This is a genomic window from Azospirillum rugosum, assembly GCF_017876155.1.
GTDB lineage: Bacteria > Pseudomonadota > Alphaproteobacteria > Azospirillales > Azospirillaceae > Azospirillum > Azospirillum rugosum.
The window spans coordinates 37,161-52,682 of record NZ_JAGINP010000005.1 but is presented as its reverse complement, the minus strand read 5'-3'; the positions used below and the strand labels follow the sequence as shown (position 1 = coordinate 52,682).

Annotated in this window: 16 protein-coding genes; 3 read left to right on the top strand and 13 right to left on the bottom strand. The window is 69.1% G+C overall.

The annotated features are described in order from the left end of the window. Window positions 1-59: 59 nt before the first annotated feature. From J2851_RS08380 to efp, 5 genes are all read right to left on the bottom strand, one after another. On the bottom strand, window positions 60-1,463 hold the full coding sequence (locus J2851_RS08380; RefSeq protein ID WP_209765669.1) for a peptidoglycan -binding protein: 1,404 nt from the start codon (window positions 1,461-1,463) through the stop codon (window positions 60-62). A gap of 142 nt (window positions 1,464-1,605) precedes the next feature. Then, window positions 1,606-2,808 carry a DNA repair protein RecN gene (locus J2851_RS08375; RefSeq protein WP_209765667.1) on the bottom strand — a complete coding sequence of 401 codons (1,203 nt, stop codon included), beginning with the start codon at window positions 2,806-2,808 and terminating at the stop codon, window positions 1,606-1,608. Window positions 2,809-2,844: 36 nt separating this feature from the next. Beyond that, entirely contained in the window at window positions 2,845-3,609 is a 765-nt protein-coding gene (locus J2851_RS08370) for an OmpA family protein (protein ID WP_246500513.1), read from the bottom strand. A 234-nt stretch (window positions 3,610-3,843) separates the two neighbouring features. Continuing rightward, the gene (locus tag J2851_RS08365; RefSeq protein ID WP_209765665.1) at window positions 3,844-4,701 is read right to left on the bottom strand and encodes an inositol monophosphatase family protein; all 858 of its coding nucleotides are present in this window, start codon (window positions 4,699-4,701) and stop codon (window positions 3,844-3,846) included. A gap of 90 nt (window positions 4,702-4,791) precedes the next feature. Further along, window positions 4,792-5,358, bottom strand: coding sequence for an elongation factor P (efp, locus tag J2851_RS08360; RefSeq protein ID WP_209765663.1), 567 nt, complete (start codon window positions 5,356-5,358; stop codon window positions 4,792-4,794). Window positions 5,359-5,568: 210 nt separating this feature from the next. Between efp and epmA the strand changes: the two genes are divergently transcribed. Then, a complete protein-coding gene (gene epmA, locus J2851_RS08355) occupies window positions 5,569-6,618 on the top strand; it encodes an EF-P lysine aminoacylase EpmA (RefSeq protein ID WP_209765661.1) in 1,050 nt (349 codons plus the stop codon). 102 nt (window positions 6,619-6,720) lie between these two features. Here epmA and J2851_RS08350 read toward each other — a convergent pair whose 3' ends face one another. Beyond that, window positions 6,721-8,067, bottom strand: coding sequence for an OmpP1/FadL family transporter (locus tag J2851_RS08350; RefSeq protein ID WP_246500512.1), 1,347 nt, complete (start codon window positions 8,065-8,067; stop codon window positions 6,721-6,723). A 257-nt stretch (window positions 8,068-8,324) separates the two neighbouring features. Here J2851_RS08350 and J2851_RS08345 point away from each other — a divergent pair, with 257 nt between their 5' ends. Next, window positions 8,325-9,329: a hypothetical protein gene (locus J2851_RS08345; RefSeq protein ID WP_209765660.1), complete on the top strand. Its 1,005-nt coding sequence runs from the start codon at window positions 8,325-8,327 to the stop codon at window positions 9,327-9,329. A 10-nt stretch (window positions 9,330-9,339) separates the two neighbouring features. Here the strand turns inward: J2851_RS08345 and J2851_RS08340 are convergent, their stop codons facing one another. From J2851_RS08340 to J2851_RS08320, 5 genes are all read right to left on the bottom strand, one after another. Further along, entirely contained in the window at window positions 9,340-10,161 is an 822-nt protein-coding gene (locus J2851_RS08340; RefSeq protein WP_209765658.1) for a TSUP family transporter, read from the bottom strand. 10 nt (window positions 10,162-10,171) lie between these two features. Further along, on the bottom strand, window positions 10,172-10,822 hold the full coding sequence (gene thiE / locus J2851_RS08335) for a thiamine phosphate synthase (protein WP_209765656.1): 651 nt from the start codon (window positions 10,820-10,822) through the stop codon (window positions 10,172-10,174). A 3-nt stretch (window positions 10,823-10,825) separates the two neighbouring features. Further along, on the bottom strand, window positions 10,826-11,755 hold the full coding sequence (locus J2851_RS08330; protein ID WP_209765654.1) for a class I fructose-bisphosphate aldolase: 930 nt from the start codon (window positions 11,753-11,755) through the stop codon (window positions 10,826-10,828). Between the two features lie 340 nt (window positions 11,756-12,095). Next, window positions 12,096-12,323, bottom strand: a complete 228-nt coding sequence (locus J2851_RS08325; RefSeq protein WP_209765652.1) for a hypothetical protein — start codon at window positions 12,321-12,323, stop codon at window positions 12,096-12,098. A 115-nt stretch (window positions 12,324-12,438) separates the two neighbouring features. Further along, window positions 12,439-12,849 carry a hypothetical protein gene (locus J2851_RS08320; RefSeq protein ID WP_209765650.1) on the bottom strand — a complete coding sequence of 137 codons (411 nt, stop codon included), beginning with the start codon at window positions 12,847-12,849 and terminating at the stop codon, window positions 12,439-12,441. Between the two features lie 157 nt (window positions 12,850-13,006). Here J2851_RS08320 and J2851_RS08315 point away from each other — a divergent pair, with 157 nt between their 5' ends. Beyond that, window positions 13,007-13,366, top strand: coding sequence for a type II toxin-antitoxin system HicB family antitoxin (locus tag J2851_RS08315; RefSeq protein WP_209765648.1), 360 nt, complete (start codon window positions 13,007-13,009; stop codon window positions 13,364-13,366). Here J2851_RS08315 and J2851_RS08310 read toward each other — a convergent pair. Together J2851_RS08310 and gap are read right to left on the bottom strand one after the other, a co-directional pair. Continuing rightward, window positions 13,359-14,369: a glycosyltransferase gene (locus J2851_RS08310; RefSeq protein WP_209765646.1), complete on the bottom strand. Its 1,011-nt coding sequence runs from the start codon at window positions 14,367-14,369 to the stop codon at window positions 13,359-13,361. The genes J2851_RS08315 and J2851_RS08310 overlap by 8 nt on opposite strands. Before the next feature lie 117 nt (window positions 14,370-14,486). Further along, a complete protein-coding gene (gene gap, locus J2851_RS08305) occupies window positions 14,487-15,494 on the bottom strand; it encodes a type I glyceraldehyde-3-phosphate dehydrogenase (protein ID WP_209765644.1) in 1,008 nt (335 codons plus the stop codon). Between the last annotated feature and the right edge of the window lie 28 nt (window positions 15,495-15,522).

Sequence of the window (15,522 nt, the reverse complement as noted above, 5' to 3'; positions counted from 1 at the left end):
CCCCCGCTACGCAGGGGAGGGAAGGGGCCCACGAAGTGGGAAGGGTGGGGGCAATCCCCTCACCGCTGATCCAGCTTCACCTCGATGCGCCGGTTGCGCGCCAGGGCTTCGTCGCTGCTGCCGGGGTCGAGCGGCTGGTACTCGCCGAAGCCGGTGGCGGCGAGCCGTTCCGGCGGGATGCCCTGGTCGATCAGGTACTTCACCACCGAGATGGCGCGCGCCGACGACAGCTCCCAGTTCGACGCGAACTGGAAGCGGACCGGGCGGTTGTCCGTGTGGCCGTCGATGCGCAGGACCCAGTTGATGTCCGGCGGGATCTGCTTGCCGATCTCCATCAGCGTGCGGGCCAGCTCGGCCAGACGCAGCTTGCCGGCCTCCTCCAGCGTCGCGGAGCCGGACGGGAACAGCAGCTCCGACTGGAAGACGAAGCGGTCGCCGACGATGCGCACGTCGGGCCGGTTGCCCAGCGTCTCGCGCACGCGGCCGAAGAATTCCGACCGGTAGCGGGCGAGGTCCTGCACCTTGGCGGCCAACGCCTGGTTCAGGCGGGATCCCAGTTCGGCGATCTGGACCTTCTGCTCCTCCGCCTTCTTCTCCGACACCTCCAGCACCGCGCCGATCTTGGCGAGCTGTTCGCGCAGCGCCGCGATCTGCTGGTTCAGCATGTCCACCTGCTGGCGGGCCTTGCCGGTTTCGCCCTGTTCGCTGGCCAGGGACGCCATCAGCTCGTTGATGCGGATGTCGCGTTTTTCGATGTCCTTCTGGGCGAGCATTGTCTTCTCACCGGCGTCGGCGAGCTGCGATTGCAGCGCCTTGGACCGGTCGCGCTCGCTGCCCAGCTGGGCCAGCAACGCTTGGCGCTGCTCTTCCGACAGGCGGAGGCCGGTGGAGGTCTCGGCCAGCTGGCCTTCCAGCGTCTTCCGGGCCTCGCCCAGCGCCTGCCGCTGCTCGTCGGACAGACGCAGGGCGGCCGCGGCCTCGGCCAGCTCGCCCTCCAGCTTCTGGCGGGCATCGCGCAGCGCCTTCAGGTCGGCCTGGAGGCTGGCGGCCTCGCGCAGCTTCAGCTCGATGGTGTCCTTGTCGGCGCGGACGGTGCGCTGCAACTCCTCGGCGGCACGGTTGGCCTTTTCGAGGTCGCCTTGCAGGGCACCCATTTTGGTCGTCATGTCGTCGCGCGCGGCGACCGAGCCCTGGAGTTCGGCGGACAGCTGGGCGACGCTCACCCGCAGGTCGGCGTTGGCGTCGCGCTCCAGCGCCAGCAGGTCGTTCAGCTCCGCGACCTTGCGGTTCAGGCTTGAGAGCTGCTCGTCCCGGCCAGTCAGGGCGGTCGCCATGTAGAACTGGGCGACGACGAAGACCATCAGCAGGAAGATGACCACCATGACGAGGGACGACAGCGCGTCCACCCACCCGGGCCAGGCGCTGACCTCGCGATGCCCGTTGCGGCGGCTGATGCTGGGCATGGCTTTCTATCCCTTCCCTTGAATCTCTCTCTCCCCTCTGGGGAGAGGGTCGGGGTGAGGGGGATGTCGGGGGACCGGAAGCGCAGGCATTGCGGGACCCCCTCACCCTAACCCTCTCCCCGGAGGGGAGAGGGAAACAACCTCACCGCTGTTCCGACTCCTCCGCCAGCGCGGCGATGGTGCGGGCGAGCAGCTTGATCTCGCTGCGGATTTCCTGCACGGCCTGGACCCGGCCGCTGGAGGACTCCTCGACCATGCGGGCGAGGTAGATGTCCATGTTGCGCAGGTGCTGGCGTGACGATTCGTCGAGCCCGCCGATCGCCGCGTCCGACAGCCGGTCGAGCAGGCTCTTCATCTCCAGCTGGCTCTCGCCGAGGCGGAGGAGCAGCTGCTGCTCCGCGCGCATCTGGTCGGTCAGCGTGCTCAGCCGCTCGGTCAGCGCCATCAGGTTGGCGTTGGCGGCGCGCCGGCCTTCCTCCGACGTGGCGACGGTGCGCTGGAGCGAGTCCAGGTTCTCCGCGGTCTGCTCCAGCAGGGCCTGCAGATAGGCGGGCACCGAATGGTCCCCGGTCTCCAGCCCGCCGGCCGCCCCGCTCGACAGGCGGGTGGCGCCGGACAGCCAGTCCTCCACGTCCTGGAAGAAGCGGTTGTGCGCCTGGCTGGCCTGAAGCTCCAGGAAGCCCAGGACCAGCGACCCGGCGAGGCCGAACAGGGAGGAGCTGAAGGCCGTGCCCATGCCGGTCAGTGGCGCTTCCAGCCCCTGCTGGAGGTTGGTGAACATGGAGCCGACATCGCCGCCCTGCACCGACAGCCCGCCGATGACCGAGCCGACCGACTGCACCGTGTGCAGCAGGCCCCAGAAGGTGCCGAGCAGGCCCAGGAAGATCAGAAGCCCGATCAGGTAGCGCGACAGCTCCCGCGATTCGTCCAGGCGCGAGGCGATGCCGTCGAGCAGGGACCGCATGGACAGGGCCGACAGGGTCAGCCGGCCACGCCGCTCGCCCAGCATGCGCGCCATCGGCGCCAGCAGCACGGGCTCCGGCCCGGCGCCGCCGGGACCATTGACCTGACCGCTGGTCTGGTAATGCTCCAGCCAGGCGACCTCGGGCCGCAGCATCAGCACCTGGCGGAAGATGAACAGGATGCCGGCCAGCAGCGTGCCCAGGATCAGGCCGTTCAGCGCCGGATTGTTCATGAAGGCCGCGCGCAGCGCCGGGAACAGCAAAGCGGCTACGCTCCCGACGACCACCAGGAAAAGGATCATCCGTGTCAGGAAGCGCTGCGGGCGCGTCATCGGCGAGGGCTCCTCCAGCGTTCGATACGGGGACGGGGCGATGGCGGCCATGGGCACACTCGTCCAGTGGGGGAGGCGGTCAGCACGTCACTCGTTCAGAAACTCGATGTCCACGCGGTCGGGCGTGCCGCCGGCGGCGTCGATGCCCAACGCACGGATGTCCACCCGCGTGCTGGCGACGCCCGCGGCACCCAGCCGTTCGCGCACGGCCAGCGCGCGGGCGAGCGACAGCTGCCGCGCCTCCCGGACCGTGTCCGGCGTTCCCTCGGCGTACGCGCGCAGCTGAAGCCGCAGCGTGGGGTTGCCACGCATGCGCTCGGCGATGCCCGACAGCGGCGCTTCCGCCGAATCGGGCAGGCTGCTGGCCGTCGGGTCGAAGGTGAGGCTCAGCGGCGCGGTCTTCGCCGCCGGGCGCGGCGCCTGGGAGGGCGGCTGGGCGGCCGGGGGCAGAGCGGCAGTCTGCGTGCGGGTCTGCGGCGGCGGGGCGGATTGCCCGGGAGTGGGGGCCGGAGCGGCGTTCGGCGCCGGGGACTTCGCGGCACTCTGCACCGGCGGCGCGCCGGCCGGCGGCGGAGGCGGCGCCGGAGTCGCTCCGACCTGGATCTGCGGCAGCTCCGGCGCGGTCAGCACGGTGGGCGCCTTGAAGCGCGCCGGGGCTGGCGGGGCCTTGCGGGCGCCGACGTCCGGCCGCGGCGGAACGGGCAGGGGCTGCGCGTTTTCCAGCGTCAGCTTCGCCGATTCGGACGGGGGCTGCGCCGCTTGCGCGGCGGCCGGGTTGATCTCGGCATCGGCGGGCGCCGACAGGGTCGCGCCAACGGTCGCCGCGAGCGCGGCGGTTGAAAGGACGCGCATCCATGCCGCCCGCCACAATGGCTGCCTTGATGGCCGCCGGAAAGGCGCATTCGGAGAACGGCTCATGCGTCCTGCAATCCCCATGATGACCAACGCAGAGTTTCCACTTACACGGAAAAGCGTTGGTACCATAGCCCTTCGATTGGCGTAGCGACAACGTCCTTTGGGCCGCGCGGCGGGTTTCCCCACCAAAGCGCGGCCTCAATACCCCTTTGGGCACAGGGGCTTATAGGATCAGACGCCCGTCGTACGCGTGGGGGCCGTACCCGTGGCGGTGGGGGCACCGGTGACCTTGCGGTCGGCAGCCCCGCGCAGGATCTTGGCGATCGGCAGGTGCAGGTGGGCGTTGGCCGCCAGGATGGAGCCGCCGAACACCGGGTTGCGCCCGCCGCCGATCTCCCCGACGAAGCCGCCGGCCTCGGTGACCAGAAGCTGGCCGGCCGCCGCGTCCCACGGGGCGAGCCCGCGCTCCCAATAGCCGTCATAGCGGCCCGCCGCGACGTAGGCGAGGTCGAGCGAGGCGGCGCCGAAGCGGCGGATGCCCGCGACCTCCTTCATCAGAGCCTCGGCCTCGACCAGGAAGCCCTGGTGGTCGCCGCGGCCCTTGAAGGGGATGCCGGTGGCGAGCAGCGCGTCGGCCATGTTGCGGCGTTCCGACACGCGCAGGCGCTGGTGGTTCAGGAAGGCGCCCTGGCCCTTCTCCGCCCAGAACATCTGGTCGTGCACGGGCTCGTAGACCACGCCGGCGACGATCTCGCCGTTCTTCTCCGCGGCGATGGAGATCGCCCAGTGCGGCAGGCCGTGCAGGAAGTTGGTGGTGCCGTCCAGCGGATCGACGATCCAGCGCGCGGTCGGGTCGCTGCCCTTGCTGCCGCCCGTCTCTTCCATCAGGAAGCCGAACTCGGGGCGGGCCCGCTGCAGCTCCTCGCGCAGCAGCTTTTCCGCCTTCAGGTCGGCTTGGGAGACGAAGTCCGCCGGTCCCTTGCGCGACACCTGGAGGTGCTCGACTTCGCCGAAGTCGCGGACAAGGCCGCGGGCGGCCTTTTCGGCGGCGCGGACCATCACGTTGATAAGGGCGGAGCGGGTGGCCATGGGCGGTGCTTTATCTCGTGCGAAACCGGAAAAAGAATACACCGGCCCACGCCCGAGGCGAGAGCCGGTGCGCAAAATCGTGCAGGACGATCAGTCCTTGGCGCGCTCGACGTACTCGCCGGTCTGGGTGTCGACGACGACGCGGGTGCCGGTGTCGATGTGCGGCGGCACCAGGATCGACACGCCGTTCTCCAGCTTCGCCGGCTTGTAGGAGGAGGAGGCCGTCTGGCCCTTCACCACCGGGTCGGCCTCGACGATCTGCAGCGTCACCTTGCCGGGGATCTCCACGCCGAGCGGCGCGCCCTCGAAGGACTGCACGGTGACTTCCATGCCGTCCTGCAGGAACACCTTCTGCTCGCCGACGATCTCGCCGGGAATGGCGATCTGCTCGTAGCTTTCCTTGTCCATGAAGGTGTAGCTGTCGCCCTCGGCGAACAGGAAGGTCATCTCGTGCTCGTCCAGGCGGGCGCGCTCGACCGTCTCCTGGGTGCGGAAGCGCTCGATCGACTTCGTGCCGGTGCGCACGTCCTTCATTTCGAGCTGGATGAAGGCTCCACCCTTGCCGGGCTGGACGATGGCGGTCTTGGTGATGACCCAGAGCTTCCCGTTGTGCTCAAGCACATGGCCGGGACGCATCGTGTTGGCGTTGACCTTCATGACGTACTCGTGATTTCCAAGAGACAGGCGGCGCGGAACCTAGCAGCTTGCCGGCCCCGAGGCAACGCCGGGTGGAGGCAAATTCGGCGCGATGCGCCTTCTTTGTGCGGCTTTACCCCTCCGGCACGCCCGCGCGGCGCCAGATTGTCCGTTTTCTCTCGAACCCGTCCCTGGTAAGCAGCGGCATTCCTTCTCACCCGGATCCGCGCCATGCCCGCCACCCCGCCACCCTGGCATCCCGAAGCCTTCGCCCGCCGCCGCCCGCATCTGGCGGTGCGCGGCCGCGTGTTGGGCGCGCTGCGCCGCGTCTTCAAGGAGAACGCCTTCGTGGAGGTGGACACGCCGGCGCTCCAGGTCTCCCCGGGCATGGAGCCGCACCTCCAGGCCTTCGCGACCGACCTCCAGGGGCCGCACCCGGACGACCGCCGCCGCCTTTACCTGCACACCAGCCCCGAATTCGCCATGAAGAAGCTGCTGGTGGCCGGGGTGCCGCGGCTGTACCAGATCGCCCACGTCTACCGGAACGGGGAGCGGTCGGGGACCCACTCGCCGGAATTCTCCATGCTCGAATGGTACCGGGCGGGGGAGGGCTACAAGACGCTGATCCAGGACTGCGAGGATCTGGTGCGCGCCGCCGCCGTCGCCGCCGGGCGGAGCCGGTTCGACTTCCGCGGCATGACCTGCGACCCCTTCAAGGCGTGGCGCGTGCTGACGGTGCAGGACGCGTTCCTGGACTATGCGGGGATCGACCTGCTGGCGACCTTCGACGGCAGCCACGACCCGGACCCGACGGCCCTGGCGGCGGAGGCGGAGCGCATCGGTGTCCACCCCCACGCCGGCGACCGGTGGGAGGACATCGTCTTCCGCATCATGTTCGACCGGATCGAGCCGCATCTGGGCGAGGGCGTGCCCTGCGTCCTGACCGATTATCCCGTCTGCATGGCCGCCCTGTCGCGCCCCAAGCCCGAGGACCCGCGCCTGGCCGAACGGTTCGAGCTGTACGCCTGCGGGCTGGAACTGGCGAACGCCTTTGGCGAGCTGACCGACGCCGCCGCCCAGCGCGCCCGTTTCGAGGCCGACATGGACCTTAAGCAGCGCCTCTATGGGGAGCGCTTCCCGGTGGACGAGGATTTCCTGGCGGCGCTGGAGCACGGCATGCCGGAAAGCAGCGGCATCGCGCTCGGCTTCGACCGCCTTGTGATGCTGTGCAGCGGGGCGGAGAGCATCGACGACGTGCTCTGGCTGCCGGTGGCCCGGTGAGACACCCGTAGGTCGGGTGGAGCAACGCGCAACCCGACAGCCCAGGCGAAGCGAAGGCTGTCGGGTTGCGCTGCGCTTCACCCGACCTACGGTTCTAAGCGATCAGAACGAAATCTTCGTCTGCAGGGCGATGATGTCCACGCTCGCCTTGTACTCGGCGCTCAGGTTGCCGCGGAAGGCGTCGGCGCCGGTCAGGTTGTCGCTCAGGTTCACCTTGGTCGTGTTGGCGAACACGTGGGTGTAGCCGATGTCCGTCCGGATGTTGTCGGTCAGCTGGTACCCGGCGCCGACCGACAGCCAGTAGCGGTCGCCGTCGGGGATGCGCGGCGTGCGGTACTGGTCCTGGACCGGGGTCTGGTCATAGGCCACGCCGGCGCGCAGCGTCAGCTTCTCGTTCACCTTGTAGGCGGCGCCGAGCGCGAAGAACCACGCGTCGTCCCATTGCTCCTCGGTCAGCGAATCGGTGCGCAGCGGGTTGCTGTAGCGGATCCGCAGCTCCTTGAAGCGCGACCAGTTAGTCCACTGGACGTCGGCCATGACCGCGAAGTCGCTGGTGACCTCGTGGTAGGCGCCGAATCCGATGATGTCCGGGGTCGTCACCTTCGCCTTCACGAAGGAATTGGCGAAGCTGGCGCGCATCGCCGGAACGGCCGGCACGCCTTCGAACTTCGCGTCGCCTTCCAGCTCGTGCGAGATCGAGGAGCGGTAGGACAGGCCGAAGCGGGTGCCCTTGGCCGGCTCGTACAGAAGGCCGGCGGTGGCGCCGAAGCCCCAGTCGCTTCCCTTCACCTCACCCATGCCGTCGCGCGATCCCGGCAGGACCGCAGCACCGGTCGAGGCGAGGATCGAGCCGAAGTCCACGGCCTGGCTGAGGCGCGCCTTTGCGTACTGGAACTGGATGCCGCCGGCGACGGTCAGGTCGGGCAGCAGCTTGTAGGAGACGGTCGGCGTGATGTTCAGCGTCTGGAGGCTGGAATGTATGCCGTGGTAGCGGCCGACCCAGTTCTCCGGATAATCCGTGGACAGGCCCCAGGGGGCGGTGACGGCCAGCCCGACCTTCACGTCCGGCGACACGGTGTAGGCGAAATAGGCCGACGGCAGCGCCGCGTCCACGCCGATGTCGTCCGAATTGGACGTCCCGCTGATGCGCCCGCCGCCCAGCCGTGCCGCGCGCGTGCCCACGGCGTTGGTCGTCTTGGCCGACGGGAAGATCCCCGACAGGACACCGACCGCCTCGTTCCCGTTCACGGCGCCCAGGGCGGCCGGGTTGAAGAAGAGGGCGGTCGCGTCGCCCATGGCGTTCGCGGTCACACCGGCGAAGGAGGTTCCCTGGCCGGACGCGCTCTGCTCCTTGAGCAGGTAACCGGAGGCCATACCCGGCAGCGGGGCCGAGACGACGGCGGCGGCCGCGGCGGCCAGCAGATACGCCTTTGGAGTATTCTTGGGCAATTGTTTCTCCCCCGAATTGTTGTTAACGCAATGATACACAAATTGACGTTAACGTAAAGCCCCGGCGCTGTCTGGCGATCGGCGAACGATGTATGCCACCGACGGTTTATGGATTCCAAGCGAAAGCCCTCGCCGTGCGACATAAGCCGTAAGATGATCCGGGGAGGGGAATAAGATTACCCGCCCGTCGTCCGGAACGACCGTGACACCCGGGCTCGCCCGGTGTTTGCGTGGGCATGCAGGGAACGGCAGCGTTGGTGCTTTGGTTCGCCCTCATCCTCGTCGGGATCGGGGCGATGCAATGGGGATCGCAGCGGGTCTGCGCCCTGCTTGGCGAGTTGCGCAAGCATTGGGGAATCGCGGAAACCGGCGGGGGCGCGCTCCTCGGCCTGGCGACCGCCAGCCCGGAGATTTCGGTCAACATCGCCAGCGTGGCGCTGGGCTGGCCGGACATTGGGCTGGGCACGGCGCTCGGCTCGAACGTGCCGGCGCTGCCGCTGATCTTCGTCATCTCCTACGTCTCGACCCGCTGGCACCGCCGCCGCGCGGTGGCGGAGCACCGTCAGAACCCCGACTCGGCGCCGCCGCCCCCCATGCCCCAGGTGAAGGAGCAGGCGGTGTGGCTCCAGATGCTGCCCTACCTGTTCGTGGTGGCGCTCCTGGCGGCGCTGACGCTGACGCCGGGATGGGAGGGGTTGCAGCCGCTGGACGGCCTCATCCTGGCGCTCGTCTGCGCCGCCTACATGGTGCGGGCGCTCCGGGCGCCGGGGGAGCGGGTGCCCTGCCAGTCGCCGGGGCGCAAGACGCTGGCGGCGCTGCCGGGCTTCGCGGCGATCGCGGCGGGCGCGCTGGTCGCGGTCCTGGCCTCCCGCCAGCTCAACCAGGCGCTGGGCATCTCGGACCTCGTCGGCGGCCTGTTCATCACCGGCTTCCTGTGCGCCCTGCCGGAAAGCTTCAGCGCGTGGCGGCTGTCGCGGTCGGGCCGGGCGACGTCCGCGGTGTCGGCGGCGGTGGCCGACGGCATCTATTCCCTGACGCTCGCCATGCTGCCGCTGGCGATCGTCGGCGCCGCCGTGGGGAACGTGGGGCTCTACGCCCTGAACCTGGGGTTCCTCGGCGCCGTGCTTCTCGGCTACATGGCGCTGAACCGGCGCGTCGTGGTGGGGGAGGCGCGGAGCAGCCTGCTGACCCCGGCGCGGGTCGGCGTCTTCGCGGCCGGTTACTGCGCCTATGTGGTGGTGGCCGTGCGGCTGATCGCCTGACGCTGACCGGTCAGGCGAACCAAGCGACCAAGGCGCCGATGGCGGCGCGGATGTAGCCCTGCTCGTCGGTCCAGACCAGCTTCGCCGTGATGGCGAGGGAAGCGACGACCAGCATCGGCCGCACGATGGCCGCGCCGTTGCGGATGACCATCTGCGCGCCGAGCTGTGCGCCCAGCGACTGCCCCACGCCCATCAGCAGGCCGGCGGCCCAGACGATGTGCCCGCCCATCAGGAAGAACAGCAGCGCCGCGATGTTGCTGGTGAAGTTCAGCACCTTCGTGTGCGCCGTCGCCTTGCGCAGGTTGAAGCCCAGCAGCGAGACGAAGGCGATGGCGAAGAAGGTGCCGGTGCCCGGCCCGAAGAAGCCGTCGTAGAAGCCGATCCCCGTCCCGGCGAGCAGGGCGAAGGCGCGCTCCCCGATGCGCTGCTGCGCGTCGATGTCGCCGGCCTTGGGCGTGACCATCAGCCAGATGGCGATGCCGACCAGCAGGACCGGGATGACGTTGCGCAGGAAGCCGGGGTCGAGCATCTGCACGACGATGGCGCCGAGCGCCGATCCCGCGAAGGTGCAGGCGATCATCCACACCATCTCGCGCGGCTTCACCGCGCCGCCGCGCGTGAACTTCAGCGCCGCTGAGAAGGACCCGAAGCTCGACTGGACCTTGTTGGTGGCCAGCGACTCGGCGGGCGACAGCCCCGCCCACAGCAAGGCGGGCAGGGTCAGCAGGCCGCCGCCGCCGGCGATGGCGTCCACGAAGCCGGCGAGCAGGCCGACGCCGAACAGCAGGCCCAGCGTGTCGAAGGCCAGGCCATGGAAGGAGAGCAGGTCCATATCGTCGCGTTCAGTCGGCCGAGGCCTCGGCGATGGCCGTGTTGAAGGCCTTCACGCCCGCGCCGGGGCCGCCCGGGTGATGCCACACGGCGCTGACCACCGCCAGGAAATCCGCCCCCGCCTTGACCAGCGGGCCGCAATTCTCCGGCGTGATGCCGCCGATGGCGACGCAGGGGACCTCCATCAGCTCCGACCACCAGCGCAGCAGCTCCGGCTCGGCCTTGTACTCGGCCTCCTTGGTGGAGGTCGGGAAGAAGGCGCCGAAGGCGACGTAGTCCGCCCCGGCCTCGCCGGCTTCCATGGCCAGGTGGCGGCTGTCGTGGCAGGTCACGCCAACGATGGCGTCCCGACCGAGGATCTTGCGCGCCTGATCGTAGGGCGTGTCCTTCTGCCCCACATGCACGCCGTCGCAGCCGGTCTCGCGCGCCAGCTGGGGATGGTCGTTCAGGATGAAGGCGACCCCGCGGTCCTGGGCGATGGGACGCAGCGCGTCGCAGGCCCGGCGGATGGCGTCGTCGGAACAGTCCTTCAGGCGCAGTTGCACGCAGGCGACGTCGCCGGCGTCCAGCGCCTCCGCCAGCAACGGCGCGAACGCCGCCGGCTCCAGGGCCGGCGGCGTCACGAGGTAGAGCCGACAGGTCGGTTCGTTACCTTGGGGCAACCTTTACTCCTTGCCCTGGTAGATCTTCATGATCCGGTCCAGCAGCTTCAGGGCCTCCTCGCGCGGACGCTGGAAGGCGTTGCGGCCGATGATCGAGCCGTTGCCGCCGCCGTCGCGGATGGCGCGGGCGTCCTCGAACACCGCATCCTCACCCTTGGTGGCGCCGCCCGAGAAGACCACGATGCGGCGGCCGTTGAAGGCGCACTGCATGATGTGGCGGACGCGGTCGGCCTGGGTGGCGATCTGGATGCCCTTGGACTCGTAGATCTTCTTGGCTTCCGCCTGCTCCAGATGGGCCGACGGCAGCTTGACCTTGATGATGTGGGCGCCGAGCAGGGCGGCCATGTGGGCGGCGTAGCCGATCACGTCCATGGCCAGCTCGCCGTCCTTGGACACGTTGCCGCCGCGCGGGTAGGACCACAGCACGGTCGGAAGGCCGACCGACTTGGCCTCCTTCGACAGCTCGCGGATCTCCTCGTACTGGTTGTACATGGAGTCGGAGCCCGGGTAGATCGTGAAGCCGATGGCCGACGCGCCGATGCGCAGGGCGTCCTGGACCGAGGCGGTCACGGCCTGGTCGGCGTCTTCCTTCTGGCGCGACAGGCTGTTGGCGCTGTTCATCTTCAGGATCAGCGGGATCGAGCCGGCGAAGGTCGACGCGCCGGCCTCCAGCGAACCGAGCGGAGCGGCGTAGGCGTTGCAGCCCGCGTCGATGGCCAGCTGGTAATGGTAATGCGGGTCGTAGCCCGGCTCGTTCGGCGCAAAGCTGCGCGCCGGGCCGTGCTCGAAGCCCTGGTCCACCGGAAGGATCACCAGCTTACCGGTGCCGCCCAGCTTGCCTTCCATGAGAATGCGGGCGAGGTTGGCCTTCACGCCCGGATTGTCGCTCTCGTAGTTCGCAAGAATTTCTTTAACGCGGCGAGTGAGCTTCATGTGGCTCTTCCCCTTGGGGCTTTGTTCGGAAATGCGGCCCTAATAGCCCAGCGCAGCCCCATTTGCAACGTCGGGAGGGGTGTAATGCGGCGTTTCGCGGCAGCAAACGGGCTTATTCGGTCTGTCTAGCCGCTTCGGCCAGGGGCTCGCCGATGTCACGTTCATATGAAGTATACAAACGAAATTCATATCAAACAGTGAAGGTACTCAAGAATAGGCCGTTCGATCTCCGCGACGCTCGGGCGGCGTCACGCGCCGGTGTCTTGCGGGTCCTGCGAAAAGCCGTGCAAAGGCGCGCCGGCGTCCCGGCGCACCTTTGGCCGCGGCAAGCAACCGCCGCTTAGAGGACGGTTTGCACCACGACGTAGAGGCCGTAGCCGACGCCCGCGGCGATGCACCACGCCCCGGCGGCGAGGCCGAACCAAAGGGCGATCAGCTTCACGCCGCGGATCTTTTCGACGTGCGGCTCGGGGAAGGGGATGGCGCGGCTCAACCCGTCCGGGCGCTCGTGGCGCGGGGGATGCTCGTCGAAGCCGGTCTCGGGGCGCAGGGGGGTCGTTGTGGTCATCGGGGTGAGTACCGCTTCATGTCCGTTGGTGTAACAGTACACCACCTTTGATCGGGTTGATTTGGGGAAAAAGCGGTATCCTTTGGTGATAGACAATGGCGCCGAGGGGCGCCGATCACCCCGCGGACGTTTGGCCGGGGCTCCATTTCGCCAGATAGTCCCGGCAGGCCGCGACCGGATCGCGGACCCCGCGAAGGTCGAGCGCCGGGAGCGGTCCGGTGAGCACGGTCGCCCCCGTCCGTCCAGCGATGTCAGCCAGCTTCGCCGCGACCGGCGCCGGGCCGGTGAACAGGATCACGCCGATCCCGGCGGCAAGCGCGCCCTGCGCGTCGCCGGCCCGGTCGGAACAGTCGAGCACGGCGGTGGGCGCTGCCGACGGCCACTCCGCCGCCGCCCGCGCGACCAACTCGCGGAACCACAGGGCCCCGCCATGCGCCGCTCCCGCCGGGGCGCTGACCAGCCGCACCGTCACGCCGAGGTCGGCCGCTGCCGCGCAGGCGGCCCGGGCGTCGTCGAGGCTGTGCACGCGAATCGCGGGCGCCGTCGTTGGGGGCGCCGTCGTTGGGGGCGTTGTCATCCGGGCCATGGTCCTGTTGCGCGTGCGTGAATTGAGGCAGGTCAAACCCCTGCGTCACCGGCGAGGCTATCCTCCCCGCCGAACGCATCCCCTGGGGTCGCCGCCGATGATGGACTATAAGGGCTACAAGGCCCAGATCGACTTCGACAACGACGCCGGCATCTTCGTCGGGGAAGTCATCAACACGCGCGACGGGATCACCTTCACCGGCCGTTCGGTGGACGAGTTGAGGACCGCGTTCCGCAAGGCGGTGGACGACTATCTGGAGATGGCCTGCGACATCGCCGGCAACACCGACCAGCCGCTGTCGGGCAAGCTCGCCATCCGCGTCAACCCGACGCTCCACCGCGCCATCGCCACCTGCGCGGAGCGCGAAGGGAAGAGCGTCGCCGCCTGGGTCGCCGACCGGCTGAGCGAGGCGACCGGCGTGAACGCGGTCAAGGTCGGGGCCGCCAAGATCAGGTAGCGCGGGTTCCCATCACATCCCGATAGAAGGCCTCGATCTCGGCGAGGCGGCCATCCTGGTCGAAGCGGCTGAGATCCGCGTCGTAGCGCGGCCGACGCTGAGCGTGGGCGCCCCGCAGCGCCGCGGCGAGCGCGTCCACATCCTCCAGCGCCACAAGCTCCGCCGGATAGCCGGGCAGCAGCGCCATCGCCCCCTGCGACCGCGTCGCCACGATGGGCGCCCCGGCGTCCAGCGCCTCCAGGAACACCAACCCGAAGGGCTCGTCCCGCGACGGCGAGACGAACAGGTCGAAGGCCTGGAAGAGGTCACGCGCGTCGCCGCGGAACCCGGTGAAGTGGACGTTGGCCGGCGCCATGCTTTCCAGGGCCGCGCGCTCCGGCCCGTCGCCGACGACCACCAGCCGGGCGTCGGGCAGGGCGGCGCGCCGGAAGGCCTCGATCAGCAGGTCGCAGCCCTTGGCCCGGATCAGGTGGCCGACGAATCCGATCAGGAAGGCGGTGCCGCCGCCCAGCGCCTGCCGCTCCCGCGCGACGTCGTCCGGGGCGAGGCGCGGCTGCGGCCGGTACCACAGGTCGATGCGCGCCGTGTGCCCGCGGTAGTCGGCGGAGACGCCCGTCCGCTGCCAGTCCGTCGTGCAGATCAGCCCGTCCACGCGCCTGTAGCTGTCGTGGCGGTAGTCGAGGTGGATGGTGGAGACCACCGGCACCCGGCCGGCGACCCGCGGCAGCAGGCGGCTGGCCCGCCCGCCATGCGCGTGGACGACGTCGGGGCGGAAGCGCCGGACCGTGCTCCAGGCCTGCCAAGTCCAGAAGGGTCGCCGCAGGGTCGCGACGCGGACGGCCGGGTCCAGCCAGTCCCGGATGGACACGCCGTTCCCGTCGGCGCAGTCCCGGCGCAGGAGCAGAAGCACCTCGTGCCGCCGCGCCTGGGCGTTCGCCAGTTCCGCCACATGCCGCTCAGCGCCGCGAAAGCCCTTGGACAGGATGGTTTGCAGGATTCTCATGAAGCTCCGCCGCGCCCGTGCCGCCATTCCCAGCGGTTGTAATCCGTTCGTGTGCGACAACAAAGAAAAAGGCGCCCCGTTTCCGGAGCGCCTTTTCCGTGACCGAAGCGGTGTGGCTTACTTCGCGTTCGCCATGGCGACGGCGGTGTCGCTCATGCGGTTGGAGAAGCCCCACTCGTTGTCGTACCAGGTCATGATGCGGACGAAGTTGCCGTCGATGACCTTGGTCTCGTTCAGCGCGAAGATCGAGCTGTGCGGGTCGTGGTTGAAGTCGGTGGAGACCAGATCCTCGGTGTAGGCGCCGAGGATGCCCTTCAGCGGGCCGTTGGCGGCGTCGCTGATGGCCTTGGTGATCTCCTCGACGGAGGTCGCGCGCTTGGCGGTGAACTTGAAGTCCACGACCGAGACGTTCGGGGTCGGCACGCGCATGGCGGTGCCGTCCAGCTTGCCCTTCAGCTCCGGCAGCACCTTGCCGACGGCCTTGGCGGCGCCGGTGGAGGTCGGGATCATGTTCAGGGCCGCGGCGCGGGCGCGGTGCAGGTCCTTGTGGTTGGTGTCCACGATCCGCTGGTCACCCGTGTAGGAGTGGATCGTGGTCATGAAGCCCTTCTCGATGCCGATCAGGTTGTGCAGCACGAAGGCCACCGGGGCGAGGCAGTTCGTGGTGCACGACGCGTTCGACACGATGCGGTGCTCGGCCTTCAGCTGGTCGTGGTTGACCCCATAGACGACGGTGATGTCCTCGTCGGTCGCCGGGGCGGAGATCAGAACCTTCTCGGCACCCGCCTCCAGGTGCTTGGCGGCGTCGGCGCGCTTGGTGAAGATGCCCGAGCATTCCATGGCGATCTGGACGCCCAGATCCTTCCACGGCAGCTTGGCCGGGTCACGCTCCTGCACGACCTTGATCGAGTGGCCGTTCACGATCAGCTCACCCTCGCGGGTCTCGATGGTGCCGGGGAAGCGGCCGTGGACGCTGTCGTACTTCAGCAGGTGGGCGTTGGCCTTGAGATCGGCGAGGTCGTTGATCGCCACGACCTCGACGTCCTTGCGGCCGCTCTCGTAAATGGCCCGCAGGACCAGACGGCCAATGCGGCCAAACCCGTTGATCGCAACCCGAACAGCCATTGTATTCCTCCAGTCTGGCTTTCCCCGA